Genomic DNA, 17935 nt, shown 5'->3' on the forward strand with positions numbered 1-17935 from the left:
GGTGAAATTCCGGTCCTGTTTGTTTCTATGCGTGCATTGCGCTGACGGCTGTCAGGTTTTGCAGCACGGTGGCTACTGCTCTGGACGGGGCCCGAACGGGGGCTTCCATCCGTTACTTCCTATGTGTGCGGCAGAGGGTCGATCTCTCCACACCTGCTAGGAAATCCTTGGGTCAGATGCGGGTGACGCCGGCGCCGAGGCTTCCCGAGTTCACGAGGCTGAGCACGTCTTCGCGGACCTTGGCCACGATGTCTTCCTTGTCCACCTGCGAGGCCTCGGCGAGGAGCCTGGTGAGGATCAGGGAGACATCCAGCAGACCCATGACGAGTTCGCGCGGATCGGTGTAGTCGACAATGACGTCCATGGCTGCGAAGTCGCGCTGCTGGAATGACTCCATAGCGGCCAGTGCTGCAAGGAGGGTGTCTGCCTGCGGCTGGATGGCTTCGGGTGCCTGCTGGGATCCGTCGGTGGTGCTCATCGGGAGGTGTTCCTTCGTGTGCCGGTGCCGGACTGCGGACCGGATCTCCCGGCCCGCGTCCTTCACATCTGGTGGGTTCCGGTCCGGTGTCATCCGGACCGCTCAGCCCCCATGTGTGCGGCAGTTTCGAGGTCTCTCCCCGTGGCCTTCTAGCCGGCCAGGCGGTGCTCCCCTTCGGCCCGGCCGGAACCGGCTGCCACTTCCCTGAGGCGGGACCATGCGTACTTGTGCTTGGTCTTGTCGTTGCGGATCGGCACCCACTCCGACTCCTCGGCGCTGCGGGCGTACTCAGCGGCCTCGCCGGGCTCGACGGTGCCTCCGCTGGTGACCAGGAAGATCGTTTCCCCGGACGCGGGCTGGCAGCGGTAGACCACGCCGGCTTCGGTGGCACTGTCCCCGGGGAGACCCTCTGCTGCATGGGCCTTGAGTACCGCGGGGCTGCCGAAGATGATCTCGCCGATCATGGAGGATTCGAACTCTTCGCACAGGATGGCCACGACGTCGCCGCCCTTGCGTTCGCGGTGCTCCCGGATGGAGACCACCGGTGCCAGGACCCGGGATTCGGCAGGGGCCTCGGCTGTGGACGAGGAAGCGGAATCGGCGGCCTTGGCCGGTACCTTCTCCTTCGGCTCTGTCTTGCGGCGGGGTTCAGGCTCCGGGGCAGGGCCGGAGCGCAGCTCGCGGTACTTGGCAGCGAAGTCGATGACCGGTGCGGGCAGGTTGATTTCCGGTTCGGTGCCCGAGTCGATGGGCCATACCTCGTTGATGGAGAGCTCCTTGGTGGTGATGGTTTCCTGGTTTTCGCTTTCCTCGTCGCCGATGATGGTGACCCGGACGTTGACCCTGCCTGAGACGGCAACGACGTCGCCTACCTTGGGCACGATTCCCTGACGCCGGAGCCGGGAGAGCGAGAAGTCCCAGATGACCCCGTTCAGGGTTGTCTTGGATGACTCGAGGGAGAAGTTGGCCCGGCGTCCGCCGGAGTATCCCTTCTCCTCCCAGGAGGAGATAACGCCGACTGTCTGCACGGACTCGCCATTGCCGTCAGCGATACGGTGCAGCGGTGTGACACGGCCGCCGCCGGGGGCACGCCAGGAAGACAGCACGTCCTTCATCGAGTTCAGCGGGTGGATGCCCAGGCTGGTTCCGATGCGTGCGCGCTGCCGTGCAGAGCGTTCAACATCGGACCATTCGGCGTCCAGGGCCTTCTGGCCGCCTGTACGCGCAGTGCGCAGGACCATGATCTGGCCAAGGCGGGGGCCAAAGCTGTCCAGGGCTCCGGCTTCGATGAGGGCCTGTACGGCACTGACCGGGATGCGGCTGAGCCCGGTGCCGTTGTCGGCCGGGACGCGCACACGGCGAAGCAGGTCTGCCATGTCCTTGAACGGTCCGTTCGCTTCACGCTCGGCCACAATGTACTGACCCGCGTCGCCGACTCCCTTGACCTCGCTGAGGCCGATGGCCACAGCCCCGTTGACGGGAGCTGTGCGTGCCATGGCAAGGTTCACGTCCGGGGCCATGACTTCGATGCCGTCCGCGCGCAGGGACGTCAGGGCGGTCTGGCGCTTGTCATCCTTGTCGGCTACGGCCAGGATCGCCGCGGAGTATTCCACCGGCCAGCCGGCCTTCAGGTAGGCGGTGTAGTACGCCAGCATTCCGTAGGCGGCCGAGTGGGAGGCGTTGAACAGGTAGGAGGCGGCACCGGAGATGAAGTCCCAGAGCTTCTGGGCGGTTGCCGGGGAGAACACCGGGGAGATGACGTTGCCGTCCTCGTCCCGGAATTCCTTCGGCGCACCCTCAGTCCACATGGTGAGGCAGGCGTCCATTTCGGACTGCTTCTTCTTGCCCATGGCCTTGCGCAGGCGGGAACGCTGGGAGGCGTCGAAGCCGGCGACAATCGTGGAGAGACGCATGATCGTCTCCTGATAGATGGCCATGCCGTAGGTGGCGCCGAGCACCCCGTCGATCCATTCGGTTTCCACCGGGTCGTGGGTGAAGTCGGTGTAGGTTACCGGCTCCAGCCCGGCTTTGCGGCGGGCGTAGGAGGTGTGCATGCCGGCTTTCAGGGGGCCGGGCCGGAACAGGGCCACGATGGCGGAGATGTCATCGAGGGTTTCCGGCTCCACTTCCTGGGCGGTGCGGATCATGCCGCCGGATTCCATCTGGAAGACACCGCCGGTGCGCCCCTGCGCGAGCAGGTTGTAGGCACCCTGGACGATCGGGTGGTCCTTGGTGTTGGGGTGCGGGATCTCTTCCATGGTGAAGCGGTTGCCGGTTGAGCGGGCCGTGAAGTCCAGCGCCGTGGAAGCGATGTCCAGGTTGGTCAGGCCCAGGATGTCCATCTTGAGCAGTCCGATTTCCTCGCAGTCCGGGCCGTCCCAGCAGATAACGCGAGGGGCGTTGGGATCTGCATTGGCGGCGTGGGACTTCCAGCGCATGGGCACAATCTCGTCCAGCGGTTCCGGCGAGATGATGAACCCGCAGGCGTGGATGGATTCGGTCTTGGTGACGCCTTCAAAGGCGCGGGCGAGTTCCAGGATGTCCTGTGCGTCCTGACCGGACTCCTGGACGAGGCTCCGGAATGCTTCCGCTGAGTTGTCCGAGGTGTCATCGAGCTGGGCGAAGGAGTAGGCCTTGCCGCCGTTGGAGGGGATCAGGTCCGAGAGCTTGTTGCCCAGGCGCTGGATGTCTGCAGCCCGGCGGTTGATCTTCGCGTACGCTTCCGCGGTAATGGAGGCAGCCTTCTTGGAGTCCCCTGCGGCGCGGGCGGCCTTCGCTGCTGCGAATACCTCAGGGGACGGCTCGGAGGGCTTCAGGATGCGTGCAGCGTCCTTCACGGCGGCCTTGGACAGTGCCATGCCGAACGTGCCGATGTGGGCAACCATGTCATCGCCCCAGCGCACGCCGACGAAGCCGAAGACCTCGTTGCGGCGGGCAGCCTCGAAGTCGACGTCAACGTCGGGCAGGCCGGCGCGGCCAGGCTCCAGGAACCGCTCGAAGAGCAGGTGGTTCTCCAGCGGATCCACGCCGACGATCTTCAGGCAGTAGGAGGTGGCGGCACCGGCAGCAGAACCGCGGCCGACACCGACCACGATGGGCTTCTTCCGGGTCCGGGTCGCGTCATCAACGGGCTTGCCGGCGTGCAGGTCCACCCAGTCCTGCGGGGTGTAGTCGGACCGCGCCCAGGCGATCATGTCCCAGACAATGAGGAAGTAGGCCGGGAAGCCCATATCGCAGATGATGTTCTCTTCCATCCGCAGCCGTTCCTTGACCTCGGCGGACAGCGGGCGGCGCTTACCGGTTTCGGGGTCGGTGCCGTAGCGCTCGACGGCGCCTTCTTTCACAAGGTGGTGCAGGTAGGCGCGCTCGGAGTCGAATCCGGCGGGCACGGGGAACTTGGGCAGGCGGATGCGCGGGTCGGGGATGACCTTGTCGTCGCACAGGTCTGCGACCATGACGGAGTTGGCCACGGCCTCGCGCCATGCGGCAGCAGCAGCCTTGTTCTTCAGGTTGCCAAGGACGTCGATCATTTCGGCTTCGGACTTCAGGTAGTAGTCCGGGGTGCCGTTGAACTTGAACCGCTTGGGGTCATCGAGGGAGCGCTTGACGCCAACGGCCAGGAAGCCGTCATGGGCGCGGGCATCTTCGGCGTGCTCGTAGTGGCAGTCGTTCGTAGCCACCAGCGGAATACCGGTCTCTTCGGAGAGGGCCCGCAGCTCACGGAAGGCATGGGTTTCAGCCTTGATGCCGTGGTGCATGACCTCGAGGAAGACGTGCTCCCGGCCGACGGCACCAACGAGGCGGTCCAGGTTGGAGCGGGCATCGGCGCGGGCGCGTGCGGCGTCCTCCGGAATGCCGGGAAGGCGGGTGATGATCCTGGTGAGTTCGGCAGTCAGTTCCTCTGCCTGGCCGGAGGCCATCTCCGGGACAAAATTCTTCACGGACTCTTCGAGGTTGGTGCGCAGGGGGCCTGTTACGCCTTCAGTGACGGCATCTGCGAGCTTCCTTTTCTTCGCGGCGTAGGCGGAGACATCGGCGGCGAGGGCGGCAGTGAGCTCTTCGGTGTTTTCGGCGTCGAGCAGTCCTGCGATCTCGGTGCGTGCGGCGGTGAAGCCCTTGTCGATGGCGCCGGCACGGGCCAGGGGTCCTGCTACGGGCCCGCCGAGGCAGCCGGTGAGGATGATCAGGCCGTCGCCGTGCTCGTCCAGCAGGTCGAAGTCGATCCGGGGCTTGTACCAGTAGGAGGCTTCGGCCTTGTTGTGCAGGGCGAGGAGGGACTTCCATCCGGCTTCGTTGCGGGCCAGGACGGTCAGGTGCATGTAGCGCTTGACCTTCTCCTTGCCTTCATCGGCATCGGAGGCGTTGTCATCATCATTGATGACGGTCTCGAAGTTGCGCTCGTGGCGGTTGCCGATGGCCATGTACATTTCGTTGCCGATGATCGGCTTGATACCGGCTTCGAGGCAGTACTTCTGGAACTTCCAGGCAGCAGCGAGGGAGCCGTGGTCGGTAATGGCCAGGGCTTTCTGGCCCAGGGCTGCAGCGGTACGCGGAGCTGACTTGACGCGGGTCAGGCCGTCAAGCGATGAGTTCTCGGTGTGGTTGTGAAGGTGTACGAAGCCGCTGCCGTCCGGCTGTGGTTCATCAGTCACGTTTCTCCTGCGTTTCTAGCCTGAAATTGGGTCCGGTGACCCGCGATCAAAGTGCGTGTGGGCGGGCAAATGCCCTAGTAGTTCCTATGCGTGCCGGCCCCTGACGGGCGTCGCGGTGCGGCCGGCGAAGGAGGCTTCATGACTTCTATGTGTGCGGCAGAAGACAGAAAAGAACCCACCCTGCTCCGCGAGGGGCAGGGTGGGTTCTTTGTCGGGCGGCCTGGACCGGGACAGGCAGCGCACGCCTGTTCGGGCAGTTTCGCCGGCGAATGGGCGGGGATCAGACGTAGGCCAGACCCCGCCGCGTGGCACTGATGGCCCGGATGTTTCAGCTCAGCCGGTTCGGGCCTCCATGATCGCCTCCCGGACTGTGCGTGCCACCTCCGGCGCGTTGGGCAGATCAGAGTGAACGCATATCGACTCGACTGTCACAGGCAGTAACGTGCCGGATGAACTGGTGACGGTCCCCTCACGGAGGGCCTGCAGGGTCCTCTCACGTACCGAGGCCAGCGGACGCTCCCTGGGGCGGCGCTCCACGATCAGGTTGCCGTCCTCGCCGTACTCCAGGTCTACATAGAACTCCGGGACGAATCCGACCCCTGCCGCCGCGGCAGCTGACTCGTGGGCCGTCCCGGCTAGACCGAAAACCGGGACGCCGTACTGCCGGGCAACCTCACATACAGCAGCCATGAGGGCTTCATCTGACGCAGTCATGCCGAACAGGGAGCCGTGCGGCTTGATGTGGTCAAGGGGCAGGCTGTGGGCATCCAGAAAGCCAACGAGTGCCCCGACCTGGTAGCGCACCAGATCCCTGGCCTCCTCGGCGGTGATGGCCATAGCCCGCCTGCCAAAGCCAGCGATGTCCGGCAGGCCAGGGTGTGCTCCTACGGTTACCCCGGCCTGCGCCGCTGCCCGGACTGTACGTTCCATCGCTCCTGGGTCACCGGCATGCATTCCGCAGGCAACGTTCGCGGTGTCCACAAGCTGGAGGATTGCGGGGTCGTTGCCGAAGGAGTGGATCCCGATGTCCTCGCCAAGGTCCGAGTTGATGGTGACGGACATATCTAGAGCTCCGGCGCGGTGCGGGCCTGCAGCACGCCCTCCGAGGCTGCCGCCAGGGAGATCAGCCTGCGGTCGCCGTAGGGGATGCCCATCAGTTCCAGACCCACGGGCAGTCCCTGAGATGTTTGCCCTGCGGGAATGGTGATGGCCGGGAACAGCAGTTGGGAGGCAATGACGGTGTTGGTCGGGTAGGTCAGGCAGGTCCACCGGTCGGCGAATATGTCGTCCCTGGACGGGGCGGGCAGCTTGGCGTCAGGGAAGGCGATGGCCTCCAGCCCGTTCGACGCCATGATGCTGATGACCTGCCGCTGGAAGGCAGTCTGGGCAAGCACACGTGCGGCGTACTGGGAGTCCTCAGTCGGATCCTCCGGCCCGGCGACAATTGCCTCGAGCAGGTCCAGCTTCTCGTGGTACTGGCTGGTTTCGATCAGGTGGCGCATAGAGGGCACCCCGGCGTCAGGCCGCGCCTGGACGAAATCGTTCATGTCCGACTGGGACCGGGTGGTGTAGAGCGAGGTAAAGCCAACCTGATCGTCGAGGTTCTCGATCTCGATGTCCACCAGTTCGGCGCCGCCGTCCCGCAGCCGAATCAGTGCAGCTTCAATGGCTTTGTTCACTTCCGCGCCGTCCGGGTCCGAATCGTCGCCGAAGGCCTGGCGGAGAACGCCGATGCGCCTGCCGCGGAGATCCGCGTCCTTCAGTGCGTCCGCGTACGGGCGGCCTTGTTCTGCAATTACCGCTGCGGAGGTGTAGTCGTCCCGCTCGTCATAGCCGACCATTACGTCGAGGATACGGACTGCGTCTTCAACGGTACGGGTCATCGGTCCGGCGGTGTCCTGGGGTTTTACGAGGGGGGACATGCCGGCGCGGCTGATCAATCCCGGGGTTACGCGCAAACCCACGAGGCCACAAAATGACGCGGGCAGGCGGATCGACCCGCCTGTGTCCTCGCCGATTCCGACGAGGGACAGGTTGGCGGCGACGGCGGCAGCGGTGCCCGAGGAAGATCCACCGGGATCCCTGCTCAGGTCATAGGGGTTCTTTGTCGTGCCGCTGCGCGAAGAGGTGGAGAACCAGGAGGTGGCGAAGTCCGGAAGAGTCGACTTGGCCAGGATGATGGCGCCGGCATCACGAAGCTTTGCGATGGCGGTGGCATCCTCTTGGGGCTGGAACTCCCCGGTAGCGATGCTCCCAAACGTCGTCGGAAGGTCTGCTGTCTCTATCTGGTCCTTCACCACGATGGGCACTCCGTGGAGCGGACCGGAGAGCTCGCCCTTCTCAGCGAGCTGGGTATCGAGCTCACGGGCCCTTTCCAGAGCATGGGGAGAGACAGAGATGAGCGAATTCAGTTCCGGGCCTGAGCGGTCGATCTGCTCGATTCGTTCGAGATAGGCCTCCACCAGATCCTCGGCGGTGAATTCACCGCTGAGGTATGCCTGATGCACTTCGTTGATTGTTAGCTCTTCGAGGGGGCGGTTGAGGGCCATACGGTCACTGTTCCTAAGTCGTGTCTTGTCAGGGACTTGCTTGGATCGCCAGCCAGGGAGGCGGGTGTGACGATGGTAACCATCCAGATGTCTAACATTCAACGTTGAATCAATGACCTTGCTCTGTGACGGCGTGTGTGGTGTGCTTCGAAGGACGGAAATGAAGGAGTGACACGTGCCGAAATTCGTGCCGGAGACGCTGGGGCGCAAAGATGCATCCGGACAGATTGCCAGGCAGCTGCGCAATGCAATATCCGAGGGCATTTGGCAGCCGGGGGAGCGGCTTCCGACCGAGCAGGAACTCGCGGACGCATTCGACGTGGCCCGTGCCACGGCCAGAGAAGGACTGAAGCTGCTCTCGGCCACCGGACTCGTCGTCTCCTCCAGGGGAAGCAACGGCGGGACGTTCGTTGCTGTTCCGGACGCTGAAGACGTGGCTGCGCAGCTCAGCGATGCTATCCAGCTCTGGTACCGGGCAGGAAACGTCTCAGTCCATGACGTTGACGAAGCCCGCCGGATGCTCGAGCTGCAGTGCGTTGAGCTCGCTGCCCGGCGCCGCACCGCAGAGGATCTCGAAGCAATCCGGCGGCCCGTGGAGGCATCGCGGGACATGGGTCTGGACATGGCGTCCTGGCTCGATCTGGACCTGCTCTTCCACACGGCAATCACCAAAGCGGCGAAGAACCGGATCTTGGAGCTGGCGATGACCGCCGTCCACCTCGCGCGGCCGGCAACCAACTCGGTTTTCGTGGAGCATCTGGACCGCAGAACGGTCACCGACCAGCATGAGTCGATCTTCCATGCCATTGAGGCCGGAGACCCGCAGGCGGCGCAGGCGGCCTTCGAAAAGCACGCAGGGTACCTAGGTGAGACACGGCTCGCCGCCCTTAAGGAGACGAGCCCCGCGGACGTGCTCGTGGCCACCCTCCCACAGGTCTCCCGACCGGAGCATGGCGGCGGCCTCTAGAATTCAGACGTGTTGCCCCCTGCTGCGGGTGCTATGCGGTTGTGCCCCGACCCGCCGGCCATCAGAAGCACGCCCTGGAGGTCAGGCGTCGGAGCCGTACTCGCCGGGGAAGGAGGACATCAGCCATGCCTGGTTGAAGGCCCTCAGGGCCATTCCTGCAGAGTGTGCCTTGGAACGCACCGCCGGGGCTGATGCGGCCAGGACGGAGAACAGGGCCTCTGCTTCTCCCGGGCGGCGGGCTTCGGGCGGCAGGTGCCCGTGGACGGCCGAAGTGAAACGGGCCCGCTCTGCTGCGAGGCGTTCAGGGGACGCTTCCCTCAGTGTTTCCAGAAGCTCAAGGCCTTCAGCTGTTGTGTACCCGGCTGTCCGGACGGCTGCTTCGGCAATCTGTTCACGGAAGAGCAGGATCCCGCGGGTATCGGCGGTGACCCGGGACAGGACGGCCAGCGCAGTGCCGGTGCCGCGGATGGGGTCCGCAGAAGAGGCCAGGTAAGCCCGGGTGGTGCCGGTTCCGTTCAGGGAGACTGCCATGAGGCTGGTGAGCTCGGAGAGGTTCTTTGTCCGGCCGGAGTCGAGCATTTCCTTCACCTCCCGGGTGCTGAGTTTCAGACCGGGAAGATCGCGCTCATACAGCAGGCGCCATGCGGCCCTGACCGAGGGGAGGTCCAGGCGGGATGCCCGCGGAATGCTCCAGGCCTGTCCTGCGGCCCGCGGTGCGTCTGCAGCTGCTTTCAGGGCGGCCCCCATGGGTGTCAGGGAGTGAAGCCCGAGGAGGTTGATGACCAGGGCCCCGCTGAACTCGATCTCCCTGCGGGTCCAGGCGATCACCGGCACTGCCGGGTTCTCATAGCTGCGCGGTGCCCGCAGCGGGAACGCCCGGGAGAGCGGCTCAGCGGAGAGAATGACGGCCGCCGGGTGGTTGGTCACGGAACTGATGCGGCCGGTGAGCAGTCCGGCCAGCTCAAATTCCCCGCTGCCGGGTACGAGGCTGTCCCGGCGGTCCATGATCTGCTGCGCGAGGCGTTCGGCCTTCTGCCCGCTGCGCCGGAGGTAGGCGGAGACGATGCCGACATGGTCCTTCCCGTACCTTCCGGCCAGGTAGCTGATGGCAGCCTCGACGCCGCTGCGCTCAAGATCCAGGTCGAAGACGGGCAGCCCGCGCCCCGGTACCAGGAAGGTTTCGAAGTGAAGTCCGGATTCGATGGGGTCGACGTCGGTGACGCCCAGCCCGTACAGGACGAGGCTGGAGGAGGCGTTGCCGCGCCCCGGACCCATAGTGATGCCGCGTGAGCGCAGGTGGCTGACAAGTCCGTGCAGCAGCAGGAAGTATTTGGCTGCTTCGGCCTCGGCGATCAGGTTCAGCTCTGCGTTCAGGCGCCACATGCCTTCCGGAGTCGTGCATCCGTCCCGGTGGTTGAGGCCTTCGACGGCAAGGTCACGGAGCAGCGTGATGGGATCCCGATACCCGTTGGGAAGGCGGTGGCGCGGCATCCGGGGGAGCACGGGCTCGGGGAAGACAGTGTCGTCGATCGTGTCAGCAACGACAGAGGTCATATCGACCGCATCCTGCCAGAGGCGGTCCTCGGGGCTGAGTGCACGCATCTGCTCTTCCGAGCGAAGGCTCCGGTCGGGCAGGGAGTCGGGTTCGGACCAGGGCCCGTTCAGGGAGGCTCCTGCGGCCTTGAGTGCAGCATGGGCCCGGGCAGAGGACTTGTCCGCGTAGGAGTAGGCACTGGTGGCCACCACGGGCACCGCGAACAGTCCTGCGATGCGGTGCATCTCGGAAGCGAAGAGATCTTCACCGGGCAGTCCCTGCCTCGTGACCTCGGCGTAGATGCTGCCGGGCCCGAAGACCCCGGTGAGGGCAGCCATATTCTGCTCGGCCAGGGCCTGCTCGCCGCGGACCAGCGGTTCAGCGATGGGACCTCCCATGCCTCCGGTGAGGAGGATGAGTCCTTCTGCGTGGCGGGCCAGCAGGGGCAGGTCGACGACGGGCCGGGCATGGGCCGGGTCCTGGGTGGCATTGTTGATGGCCACGAGGTTCGCCCATCCGCGCGCGGTGCGGGCCAGAAGGGTTACGTCGTGGAAGAGGGGTGAATCCGGGGTGGGGCGGTGGACATAAAGGCGGTCCCCGGAGGTTGCCAGGGAGACTTCCATGCCGATGATCGGTTTGATACCTGCTGCTTTTGCCTTCCCCACGAAGTCGGGCACGCCGGCCAGTGTCCTGGCATCGGTGATCGCAAGGGCATCCTGCCCGTAATCTGCGGCGCGTGCAATGACGTCGCCGGTTACTGTGAGGCTTCCCTTGGTGTGTTCACCGTATCCGCGGAGGTTGATGAATCTGCTCATGACGTTCCTTTTGTTGTGGGGCGGGCCTGCTGCCCACGTGCCCGAAAGGCGGACCGGCGGAGTGGGCCGGTCCCTGTTGCCGGTACTCCGGCATGTGTCATGTGTGCGGACAGGAACAAGAAAGGACCCGCCCGGCCGGGTGAGCGGCCGGACGGGTCCGGGAAATCAGGAGCTGGGAGCTCAGACCTGCAGGCCGGGAGGGGATACCTCCGGCAGGTGAAGATCCGCTGCGAACAGTGATCCGGAGACCGCGTAGAAGGCGGCGGCCGCCGCGGCAGCGATGATCACACCGATGACGAGGAGGATGACTGCGCGCACGTTGACGGGGTTCTTCCGTGCAGCCAGGGCTTTCCGGAGGTCTCCTTCGACGTCGAAGTCAGGAATGGCTTCGGCGGCTTCCAGCGGCTGGACCCTGCGGGTGCTGCGTGCCCGGGGCGTGTACTCGGCGGCAGGAGGTGCACCGGGTACTGCACCGCGCGTCTTGAGCGCAGCCATGAGCACCTCTTCGCCTTCCAGCTGCCCGGCTTCTTCGTCTGCAGCCTCAGCCGCGTCCAGGGTCGGGTCGTAGTAGGGGACTGCGGTGCCTGTGCCGTCGATGATGTCCCGTGTGACTGTCCCGTTGAGCTGGACGGTCGACATCAGCACTGTGCCGTTTTCACGGGCGTAGCGTGAGAGCACCCGGACGGCGTCAGCTGTTCCCAGGCCCTGACCGCCGGGCAGCGGAATCCCGTCGGCAAAGATATTGACCGTGCCGTCGATGTTCAGCCGGGCGTCGAAGGGGATGTACGCGGCGGCTGTCATGCGGCGGCCGGAAGGTTCTGCAGGTCGGTGACTGCCTCCCAGAAGGTGTCGCGGGTCATGCGCAGCCATTCTTCGGCGGCAATGACGGGCCCTTCAGTCAGAGCCTGCTTGGTCGCGTATTCTTCACTGCGGATTTCAGCGCTGATGGTTGCCCAGAATTCTTCGGCGGTGTGGCCTTCGGTCGGGACATCCACGAGCTGCACTTCAGCCAGCTCGGCGATCAGCTGCAGGGCGCTGCGGTACTCGGGGAGGATGCTGGTATCGGAGCTGCGGGCATCCCAGATCATTTCCATGAGCGAGTCGGCGACGATGGCCCACTGCGCCTGGGTTGCGGGCTCTTCCAGCGCCATCGCGGACTGCAGCGCCCAGTTCGGGTTCTGGTCCAGGTGCAGGTACGGGCCCAGGTCGATGGAGTCCAGCAGATCGTCGATCCCGCCGGCCTGCCATTCGCGGATGCGTGCCAGGTCAGCTTCGTTGTCGACGTCGATGTTGACGGTGTCGAGGATGTCGACCCATCCCTCTTCCTGGCTGTAGAGGCCGGAGGCTGTCAGCTCCAGGGCCACGCGCAGGGACCAGACGGCATTGGACTCAGGTTCCAGCTCACCGTTGGGGCCGGTGGGCAGGTTGTAGCGGCCGGCGATGGTCGGCGGCAGCCAGAAGAGCGGGTGCCACATGGCTTCGGGCTTGACCTCGGCGAACTGCCGTTTCCCGGGAGCTACCGCGGTGTAGATAGGCAGGGGCACGGAGCACAGCTCGCCGAAGACGAAACGGGTCGGATGCAGGCCGGTGGCAAGCTGCCAGTCCGAGAAGCGCTCGACAGCGTCGAGGGCTGATTTCGAAAGCAGCAGTCCTTCACCGGGTTCGGTGAGCAGCTGCCGGCGTTTGATGTCCATTGGTGGATTTACCCCTGATTTGTAGTCGTGATGGCCTCTGCCAACCAACATGCGTAGACAATGCCACAAGCGCCGTCGAGCTTCGACAGGCATAGAGAAGAGCATGGGAAACTCTGCAAAAAACAAAGGCGACCGCTTCGAGCGGGAGGCCGTCACTGCCCTGGTGGAGCTGCTGCCTGAATTCACGGTGAACAACCCGATGCGCATGCTGGGCGCCGGGCGCAAGGACGATGTCGGGGACCTCTCGGTCTTCCCTGACGTGGCCATTCAGGTGCGCGCCAAGAAGGATATGGGGCAGGCGATCCGCACCTCTGCAGAGGACTCGGTCAAGCAGGCCGGAAACGGCCAGATGCCCTATGCGCTGGGCATGGTTCCTATCCTTGGAACCCGGGCGCATCAGGTGCGGTGGCTGGCATGCACGGCAGTGGACGCATGGCCCGGGGGAATTGAGCCGGTCGTCGACTTCGCCTTGGTCTCCAGGGCCCTCACCTGGGTCCGCGACGACGAAGGACCGGCCGGATACCGTGCCTGGCGGCGCAGGGAGCGCATCGGGCGCCTCGGCGGTCCCGGGTACCCCGCGCTGATAGCTCCTCTGGAGGCCTGGGCCGACGCCTACCGTTCGGCCTGCGTGGCAGACAATTTACTGGCCGCATAAATGATGGAAACCAGCGCCGCCGCGTAACAAATACTGCCTGTTGCGTAACATTTCCGGGCAGCAAGAGAGCCCCTGTTTCCGCCGCATAGATGTGGTGGATTCCAGGGGCTCTCGGAGTGTCAGACCCAGGTGAACGCGCCGCCGCGCCTGACCGGATAGCGCATCCCCAGGGTCTGCAGTACGAGCTCGCGCTCCTGAGCGCTGACGTCGTCCCCAAAGCTGAGCCCCCCGGCCCTGAGGCTGCTGGTCAGGCGTCCCACGAGGCTTATTCTCCAGCGGATCCGGCCTGCGGGGGCGCCCGGCGCCCGGCCTTCAACGCGCACAATGCCGGTGACCATGCCGCCCAGGCCCACAGCGAGGTATCCGGCGTCCACGATTGCCCGGGAGCTGACACCTGTCCAGTCTCCGGCCTGGGCCAGCAGCCAGTCTGCGTCCGTAAGCCAGCTGGCGTCCCCGGTGTAGGGCCTCCACGTTCCGTCTGTCTCTGCGACATCGGTCTGGACTACGGGCAGGGCGCCGCCGGCAGAGATGAACGGTTCGCGGGCAAGGGCAGTGATGTCCGAGCGCACCAGCCTGATGTATCCGCCGCCGACGATCTTCTCCACGGAGTGCCGGGACATGCCGGTCAGCCTGGCGGCAGCCGAAATACTGACTGCTTCATCGACCACTTCGGCTTTGACATGGGTGATGGTGGGAACGGTGAGGTCCATGGAGCTCCTGCTTTCACTGATGAGTGTGTGTGTCTCAGGAGCTATGTGTGCGGAACCGGTACAGACGGTCATCAGTAGGTTTCTGCCGATGGGGAGCAAGCGATGCGCATCCGCACACATAGGGAATATGGAAAAGACCCCTGGACTGAACTTCACCGCCGTCGACTTTGAGGCTGCCAACTCCGACAGGCTCTCGGTCATTGAGGCAGGTTTCGCCTCAGTGCGCGACGGCGTGGTCACGTCCACCGGGTCCTGGCTGATTTTCCCGGAGACGGGCTTGGACTCCTTTGATGCTTATGCCATGCGCATCCACAAAATAACCCCGGCCATGGCCGCCGCCGGCGACCCTCTCAAAGATTCGATGGAGCGCCTGTTCCGGATTTTCGGCGGGGACCCGGTCATTGCCCACAACATGAAGTACGAGCGTGCCGTCATCAACCGCGCGTGCCAGGCACTCCAGCTGCCCGTGCCAGTGAACGAGATGCGCTGCAGCGAAGTGCTGTCCCGCACCGCACTGCGTCTGCCCAAAACCCGCCTGTCCCTGGTGGCAGAAGCCCTGGGACTGGATGAGTTCGAGGAACACAGCGCCGAAGCGGATGCCCTGACCAGTGCACGGATCGTCCTGGCCATCGCAGCCCGCGAAGGTGCCGCCAGCATCCGCGGCCTTTACCGGGGCCTTGGCATCGCCTGAAGAGAGATCCTGAACCTGCCGCACACATAGTGGGGGCTGCCGCAAACCGGAAACGGACAGGGCAGCCCCCACTTTTAGTTGAAGGACATCATGATCAGAAAGCTCGTCCTGCGCCGCGCCGCACACGCTGCCGGCCTCTCGTGGCAGGGCCGGCCAAGGACCCCTGACGGATCCGCGGATGTTGCCCTGCTCGTGCAGCTGCTGAGGGACGAAGGGAACTCTGTCATCACTGTCTCCCGTGGAAACACGGACCTCTACGACTACAGCGGCAAACTCGACAACGCCCGGTACAGCGCGGTCCTGCATTTCGACCTGGCCAGCGAGGCCACAGCCTTCATCGCCCGTTTTGCCGAGGACCTGCCACACCTTCAGGGGCCCGGGGCGGCCTCTGTCGCCCTCTATTCGGAAGCCTGGGGGATCGGGATGAACATCCACTTCAATCCGCTTCTGGCAGGCATTCTGATCCGCCGGATGACCCGAACCGGCACCTCCGGAAACGCCGTCACGCCGGAGCACGCATAGAAGACAATAAGCCACGAATCGCGGCAGTACCCCGAAGGAAAAGTGCAGCCGTGCCCAACCTCATCTACTTCTCATCAACCTCCGAGAACACCCACCGGTTCGTCCGGAAACTCGGAATACCGGCCATCCGGCTGCCGCTCAAAACCAAGGACGACACCGTCATTGCCACTGAGCCCTACGTCCTCGTCGTCCCCACCTACGGGGGCGGGGGAGCAAAGGGTGCGGTACCGAAACAGGTGATCAAGTTCCTCAATGTTGAGTCCAACCGGGCCCTCATCAGGGGCATTATCGCGGCCGGCAACACCAACTTCCATGACTCCTACTGCCTGGCAGGAGACGTCATCGCAGCCAAGCTGGCCAATGATGACGCCGCGGCCCCGAGCCGCACACAGGTTCTTTACCGCTTTGAAATCATGGGCACCCCCGACGACGTCGAGGCTGTCCGAACTGGACTGGAGACATTTTGGAATCAAGCACCATCCCCACTAACACCGTAGAGAAGGCAGACGCCGTCCCCGAGTCCTGGAAGGGACTGGGCTACCACGAGCTGAACGCCATGCTGAACCTCTACGGCGCAGACGGCCGGATCCAGTTCGAAGCTGACCGTGCCGCTGCGAAGCAGTACTGCAAGTACGAGATCAACGGCAACACCTGGTTCTTCCACTCTCTGGAGGAAAAGCTCGAATTCCTCGTGGAGGAGAACTACTACGAGCCCGAGCTGCTCGCCAAGTACAGCCCCGAGTTCATCAAGGGCCTCTTCAAGCGCGCCTACGCCCACAAGTTCCGCTTCGAAACCTTCCTCGGTGCGTTCAAGTTCTACACGACCTACCCGCTGAAGACGTTCGACGGCAAGCGCTACCTGGAGCGCTTCGAAGACCGCGTCACCATGGTCTCCCTTGGCCTCGGCGACGGTAACGAAGCAGTTGCCACCCAGACCCTGGACGAAATCATCAGCGGCCGCTTCCAGCCGGCCACCCCCACGTTCCTGAACATGGGCAAGAAGCAGCGCGGCGAGCTGGTCTCCTGCTTCCTGCTGCGCATCGAAGACAACATGGAGTCCATCGCGCGCTCCATCAACTCCGCCCTGCAGCTCTCCAAGCGCGGCGGCGGCGTCGCTTTCGCACTGACCAACATCCGCGAAGTCGGTGCTCCGATCAAGCAGATCGAGAACCAGTCCTCCGGCATCATCCCCATCATGAAGCTGCTTGAAGACTCCTTCTCCTACGCCAACCAGCTCGGTGCCCGCCAGGGCGCCGGCGCCGTCTACCTGCACGCCCACCACCCGGACATCAACCGGTTCCTGGACACCAAGCGCGAGAACGCAGACGAGAAGATCCGCATCAAGACCCTCTCCCTCGGCGTCGTGGTACCGGACATCACCTTCGAGCTGGCCAAGCGCAACGAGGACATGTACCTCTTCTCCCCGTACGACGTCGAGAAGGTCTACGGCATCCCGTTCTCCGACATCAACGTCACCGAGAAGTACTACGAGATGGTCGACGATGCGCGCATCAAGAAGACCAAGATCAAGGCACGGGACTTTTTCCAGACCCTGGCCGAGATCCAGTTCGAGTCCGGCTACCCGTACATCATGTTCGAGGACACGGTGAACAAGGCCAACCCGATCGAGGGCAAGATCATCATGAGCAACCTGTGCTCGGAGATCCTGCAGGTTTCCTCCCCGACCACGTACAACGATGACCTGTCCTACGACGAAATCGGCAAGGACATCTCCTGCAACCTGGGTTCACTGAACATCGCCAACGCCATGGACTCGCCCGACTTCGGGCTCACCGTTGAAACGGCGATCCGCGGACTGACTGCCGTGTCCGACCAGTCCAACATCACCGCGGTCCGCTCCATTGCCGCCGGCAACGCCCGCACCCACGCCATCGGCCTGGGCCAGATGAACCTCCACGGCTACCTTGCCCGTGAGCGGATCTTCTACGGCTCCGAAGAGGGCATCGACTTCACCAACATCTACTTCTACACGGTGCTGTTCCACGCCCTGCGGGCTTCAAACAAGCTGGCCATCGAACGCAGCGAGGTCTTCGACGGGTTCGAGCGCTCCAAGTACGCTTCCGGCGAGTTCTTCGAGAAGTACACCAAGAAGGCCTGGGTCCCCGAGACCGAGCACGTGGCAGCGATCTTCCGCGAGGCCGGGATCCACATCCCGACCCAGGGCGACTGGGAAGAGCTCAAGGCCTCCATCATGGCGTACGGCATCTACAACCAGAACCTGCAGGCTGTCCCGCCGACCGGCTCGATTTCCTACATCAACAACTCCACGGCCTCGATCCACCCGATTGCCGCCAAGATTGAAATCCGCAAGGAAGGCAAGCTCGGGCGCGTTTACTTCCCGGCCCCGTACCTGACGAACGACAACCTGGAGTACTACCAGGACGCGTACGAAATCGGCTACGAGAAGATCATTGACACCTACGCCGCTGCGACCCAGCACGTGGACCAGGGTCTGTCCCTGACTCTGTTCTTCAAGGACACCGCCACCACGCGGGACATCAACCGGGCGCAGATCTACGCATGGCGTAAGGGCATCAAGACCCTCTACTACATCCGCCTGCGCCAGGTCGCCCTGGAAGGCACCGAAGTGGAGAACTGCGTCTCCTGCATGCTGTAACACCCACACAGGGGTCCGGGCATCATCCCG

General features: G+C 64.2%; 14 protein-coding genes. 6 read left to right on the forward strand and 8 right to left on the reverse strand.

What is annotated here, in order from left to right; genetic code table 11:
• Positions 1–172: 172 nt before the first annotated feature.
• The 4 genes from ACSLGO_RS05580 to ACSLGO_RS05595 all read right to left on the reverse strand — a co-directional run bounded on the left by ACSLGO_RS05580 (position 173) and on the right by ACSLGO_RS05595 (position 7679).
• Positions 173–478, reverse strand: coding sequence for a hypothetical protein (locus ACSLGO_RS05580; RefSeq protein ID WP_436400511.1), 306 nt, complete (start codon positions 476–478; stop codon positions 173–175).
• Between the two features lie 149 nt (positions 479–627).
• Positions 628–5130 carry a DNA polymerase III subunit alpha gene (dnaE, locus tag ACSLGO_RS05585; protein ID WP_436400513.1) on the reverse strand — a complete coding sequence of 1501 codons (4503 nt, stop codon included), beginning with the start codon at positions 5128–5130 and terminating at the stop codon, positions 628–630.
• Positions 5131–5463: 333 nt separating this feature from the next.
• A complete protein-coding gene (gene pxpA, locus ACSLGO_RS05590; protein WP_436400515.1) occupies positions 5464–6192 on the reverse strand; it encodes a 5-oxoprolinase subunit PxpA in 729 nt (242 codons plus the stop codon).
• A 2-nt stretch (positions 6193–6194) separates the two neighbouring features.
• Positions 6195–7679: an amidase gene (locus tag ACSLGO_RS05595; RefSeq protein ID WP_436400516.1), complete on the reverse strand. Its 1485-nt coding sequence runs from the start codon at positions 7677–7679 to the stop codon at positions 6195–6197.
• Between the two features lie 175 nt (positions 7680–7854).
• Between ACSLGO_RS05595 and ACSLGO_RS05600 the strand changes: the two genes are divergently transcribed.
• Positions 7855–8646: a FadR/GntR family transcriptional regulator gene (locus tag ACSLGO_RS05600; protein ID WP_436400518.1), complete on the forward strand. Its 792-nt coding sequence runs from the start codon at positions 7855–7857 to the stop codon at positions 8644–8646.
• Positions 8647–8727: 81 nt separating this feature from the next.
• Here the strand turns inward: ACSLGO_RS05600 and ACSLGO_RS05605 are convergent, their stop codons facing one another.
• The 3 genes from ACSLGO_RS05605 to ACSLGO_RS05615 form a co-directional block, all read right to left on the reverse strand.
• Positions 8728–10995 carry a PHP domain-containing protein gene (locus ACSLGO_RS05605; RefSeq protein ID WP_436400519.1) on the reverse strand — a complete coding sequence of 756 codons (2268 nt, stop codon included), beginning with the start codon at positions 10993–10995 and terminating at the stop codon, positions 8728–8730.
• A 180-nt stretch (positions 10996–11175) separates the two neighbouring features.
• On the reverse strand, positions 11176–11796 hold the full coding sequence (locus tag ACSLGO_RS05610) for a hypothetical protein (protein ID WP_436400521.1): 621 nt from the start codon (positions 11794–11796) through the stop codon (positions 11176–11178).
• Positions 11793–12689, reverse strand: a complete 897-nt coding sequence (locus ACSLGO_RS05615) for a hypothetical protein (RefSeq protein ID WP_436400522.1) — start codon at positions 12687–12689, stop codon at positions 11793–11795. Before ACSLGO_RS05615 ends, ACSLGO_RS05610 begins: the two co-directional genes overlap by 4 nt.
• 103 nt (positions 12690–12792) lie before the next feature.
• On the opposite strand from ACSLGO_RS05615, the gene ACSLGO_RS05620 reads away from it, so the two are divergent.
• Positions 12793–13344 carry a hypothetical protein gene (locus tag ACSLGO_RS05620; protein ID WP_436400523.1) on the forward strand — a complete coding sequence of 184 codons (552 nt, stop codon included), beginning with the start codon at positions 12793–12795 and terminating at the stop codon, positions 13342–13344.
• 119 nt (positions 13345–13463) lie between these two features.
• On the opposite strand, the gene ACSLGO_RS05625 is transcribed toward ACSLGO_RS05620, so the two are convergent.
• The gene (locus tag ACSLGO_RS05625; protein ID WP_436400524.1) at positions 13464–14054 is read right to left on the reverse strand and encodes a hypothetical protein; all 591 of its coding nucleotides are present in this window, start codon (positions 14052–14054) and stop codon (positions 13464–13466) included.
• Between the two features lie 127 nt (positions 14055–14181).
• On the opposite strand from ACSLGO_RS05625, the gene ACSLGO_RS05630 reads away from it, so the two are divergent.
• From ACSLGO_RS05630 to nrdE, 4 genes are all read left to right on the forward strand, one after another.
• The gene (locus ACSLGO_RS05630; RefSeq protein ID WP_436400525.1) at positions 14182–14745 is read left to right on the forward strand and encodes an exonuclease domain-containing protein; all 564 of its coding nucleotides are present in this window, start codon (positions 14182–14184) and stop codon (positions 14743–14745) included.
• A gap of 90 nt (positions 14746–14835) precedes the next feature.
• Positions 14836–15267 (forward strand): hypothetical protein, encoded by a 432-nt coding sequence (locus ACSLGO_RS05635; protein ID WP_436400527.1) that lies wholly within the window; start codon positions 14836–14838, stop codon positions 15265–15267.
• A 50-nt stretch (positions 15268–15317) separates the two neighbouring features.
• Positions 15318–15764 (forward strand): class Ib ribonucleoside-diphosphate reductase assembly flavoprotein NrdI, encoded by a 447-nt coding sequence (nrdI, locus tag ACSLGO_RS05640; RefSeq protein ID WP_436400528.1) that lies wholly within the window; start codon positions 15318–15320, stop codon positions 15762–15764.
• Entirely contained in the window at positions 15731–17905 is a 2175-nt protein-coding gene (gene nrdE / locus ACSLGO_RS05645) for a class 1b ribonucleoside-diphosphate reductase subunit alpha (protein WP_436400529.1), read from the forward strand. The genes nrdI and nrdE overlap by 34 nt, the downstream gene beginning before the upstream one ends.
• Positions 17906–17935: the final 30 nt, after the last annotated feature.

The sequence above is a fragment of the Arthrobacter sp. IK3 genome, from assembly GCF_051337705.1.
Lineage (GTDB): Bacteria > Actinomycetota > Actinomycetes > Actinomycetales > Micrococcaceae > Arthrobacter_B > Arthrobacter_B koreensis.

What these genes read in the sequence shown, in the direction of transcription:
- ACSLGO_RS05580 (WP_436400511.1), bottom strand. Translation starts at nt 478, where the DNA reads ATGAGCACCACCGACGGATCCCAGCAGGCACCCGAAGCCATCCAGCCG.
- ACSLGO_RS05625 (WP_436400524.1), bottom strand. Translation starts at nt 14,054, where the DNA reads ATGGACCTCACCGTTCCCACCATCACCCATGTCAAAGCCGAAGTGGTC.
- ACSLGO_RS05630 (WP_436400525.1), top strand. Translation starts at nt 14,182, where the DNA reads ATGGAAAAGACCCCTGGACTGAACTTCACCGCCGTCGACTTTGAGGCT.
- ACSLGO_RS05605 (WP_436400519.1), bottom strand. Translation starts at nt 10,995, where the DNA reads ATGAGCAGATTCATCAACCTCCGCGGATACGGTGAACACACCAAGGGA.
- ACSLGO_RS05615 (WP_436400522.1), bottom strand. Translation starts at nt 12,689, where the DNA reads ATGGACATCAAACGCCGGCAGCTGCTCACCGAACCCGGTGAAGGACTG.
- ACSLGO_RS05610 (WP_436400521.1), bottom strand. Translation starts at nt 11,796, where the DNA reads ATGACAGCCGCCGCGTACATCCCCTTCGACGCCCGGCTGAACATCGAC.
- ACSLGO_RS05635 (WP_436400527.1), top strand. Translation starts at nt 14,836, where the DNA reads ATGATCAGAAAGCTCGTCCTGCGCCGCGCCGCACACGCTGCCGGCCTC.
- ACSLGO_RS05595 (WP_436400516.1), bottom strand. Translation starts at nt 7,679, where the DNA reads ATGGCCCTCAACCGCCCCCTCGAAGAGCTAACAATCAACGAAGTGCAT.
- pxpA (WP_436400515.1), bottom strand. Translation starts at nt 6,192, where the DNA reads ATGTCCGTCACCATCAACTCGGACCTTGGCGAGGACATCGGGATCCAC.
- ACSLGO_RS05620 (WP_436400523.1), top strand. Translation starts at nt 12,793, where the DNA reads ATGGGAAACTCTGCAAAAAACAAAGGCGACCGCTTCGAGCGGGAGGCC.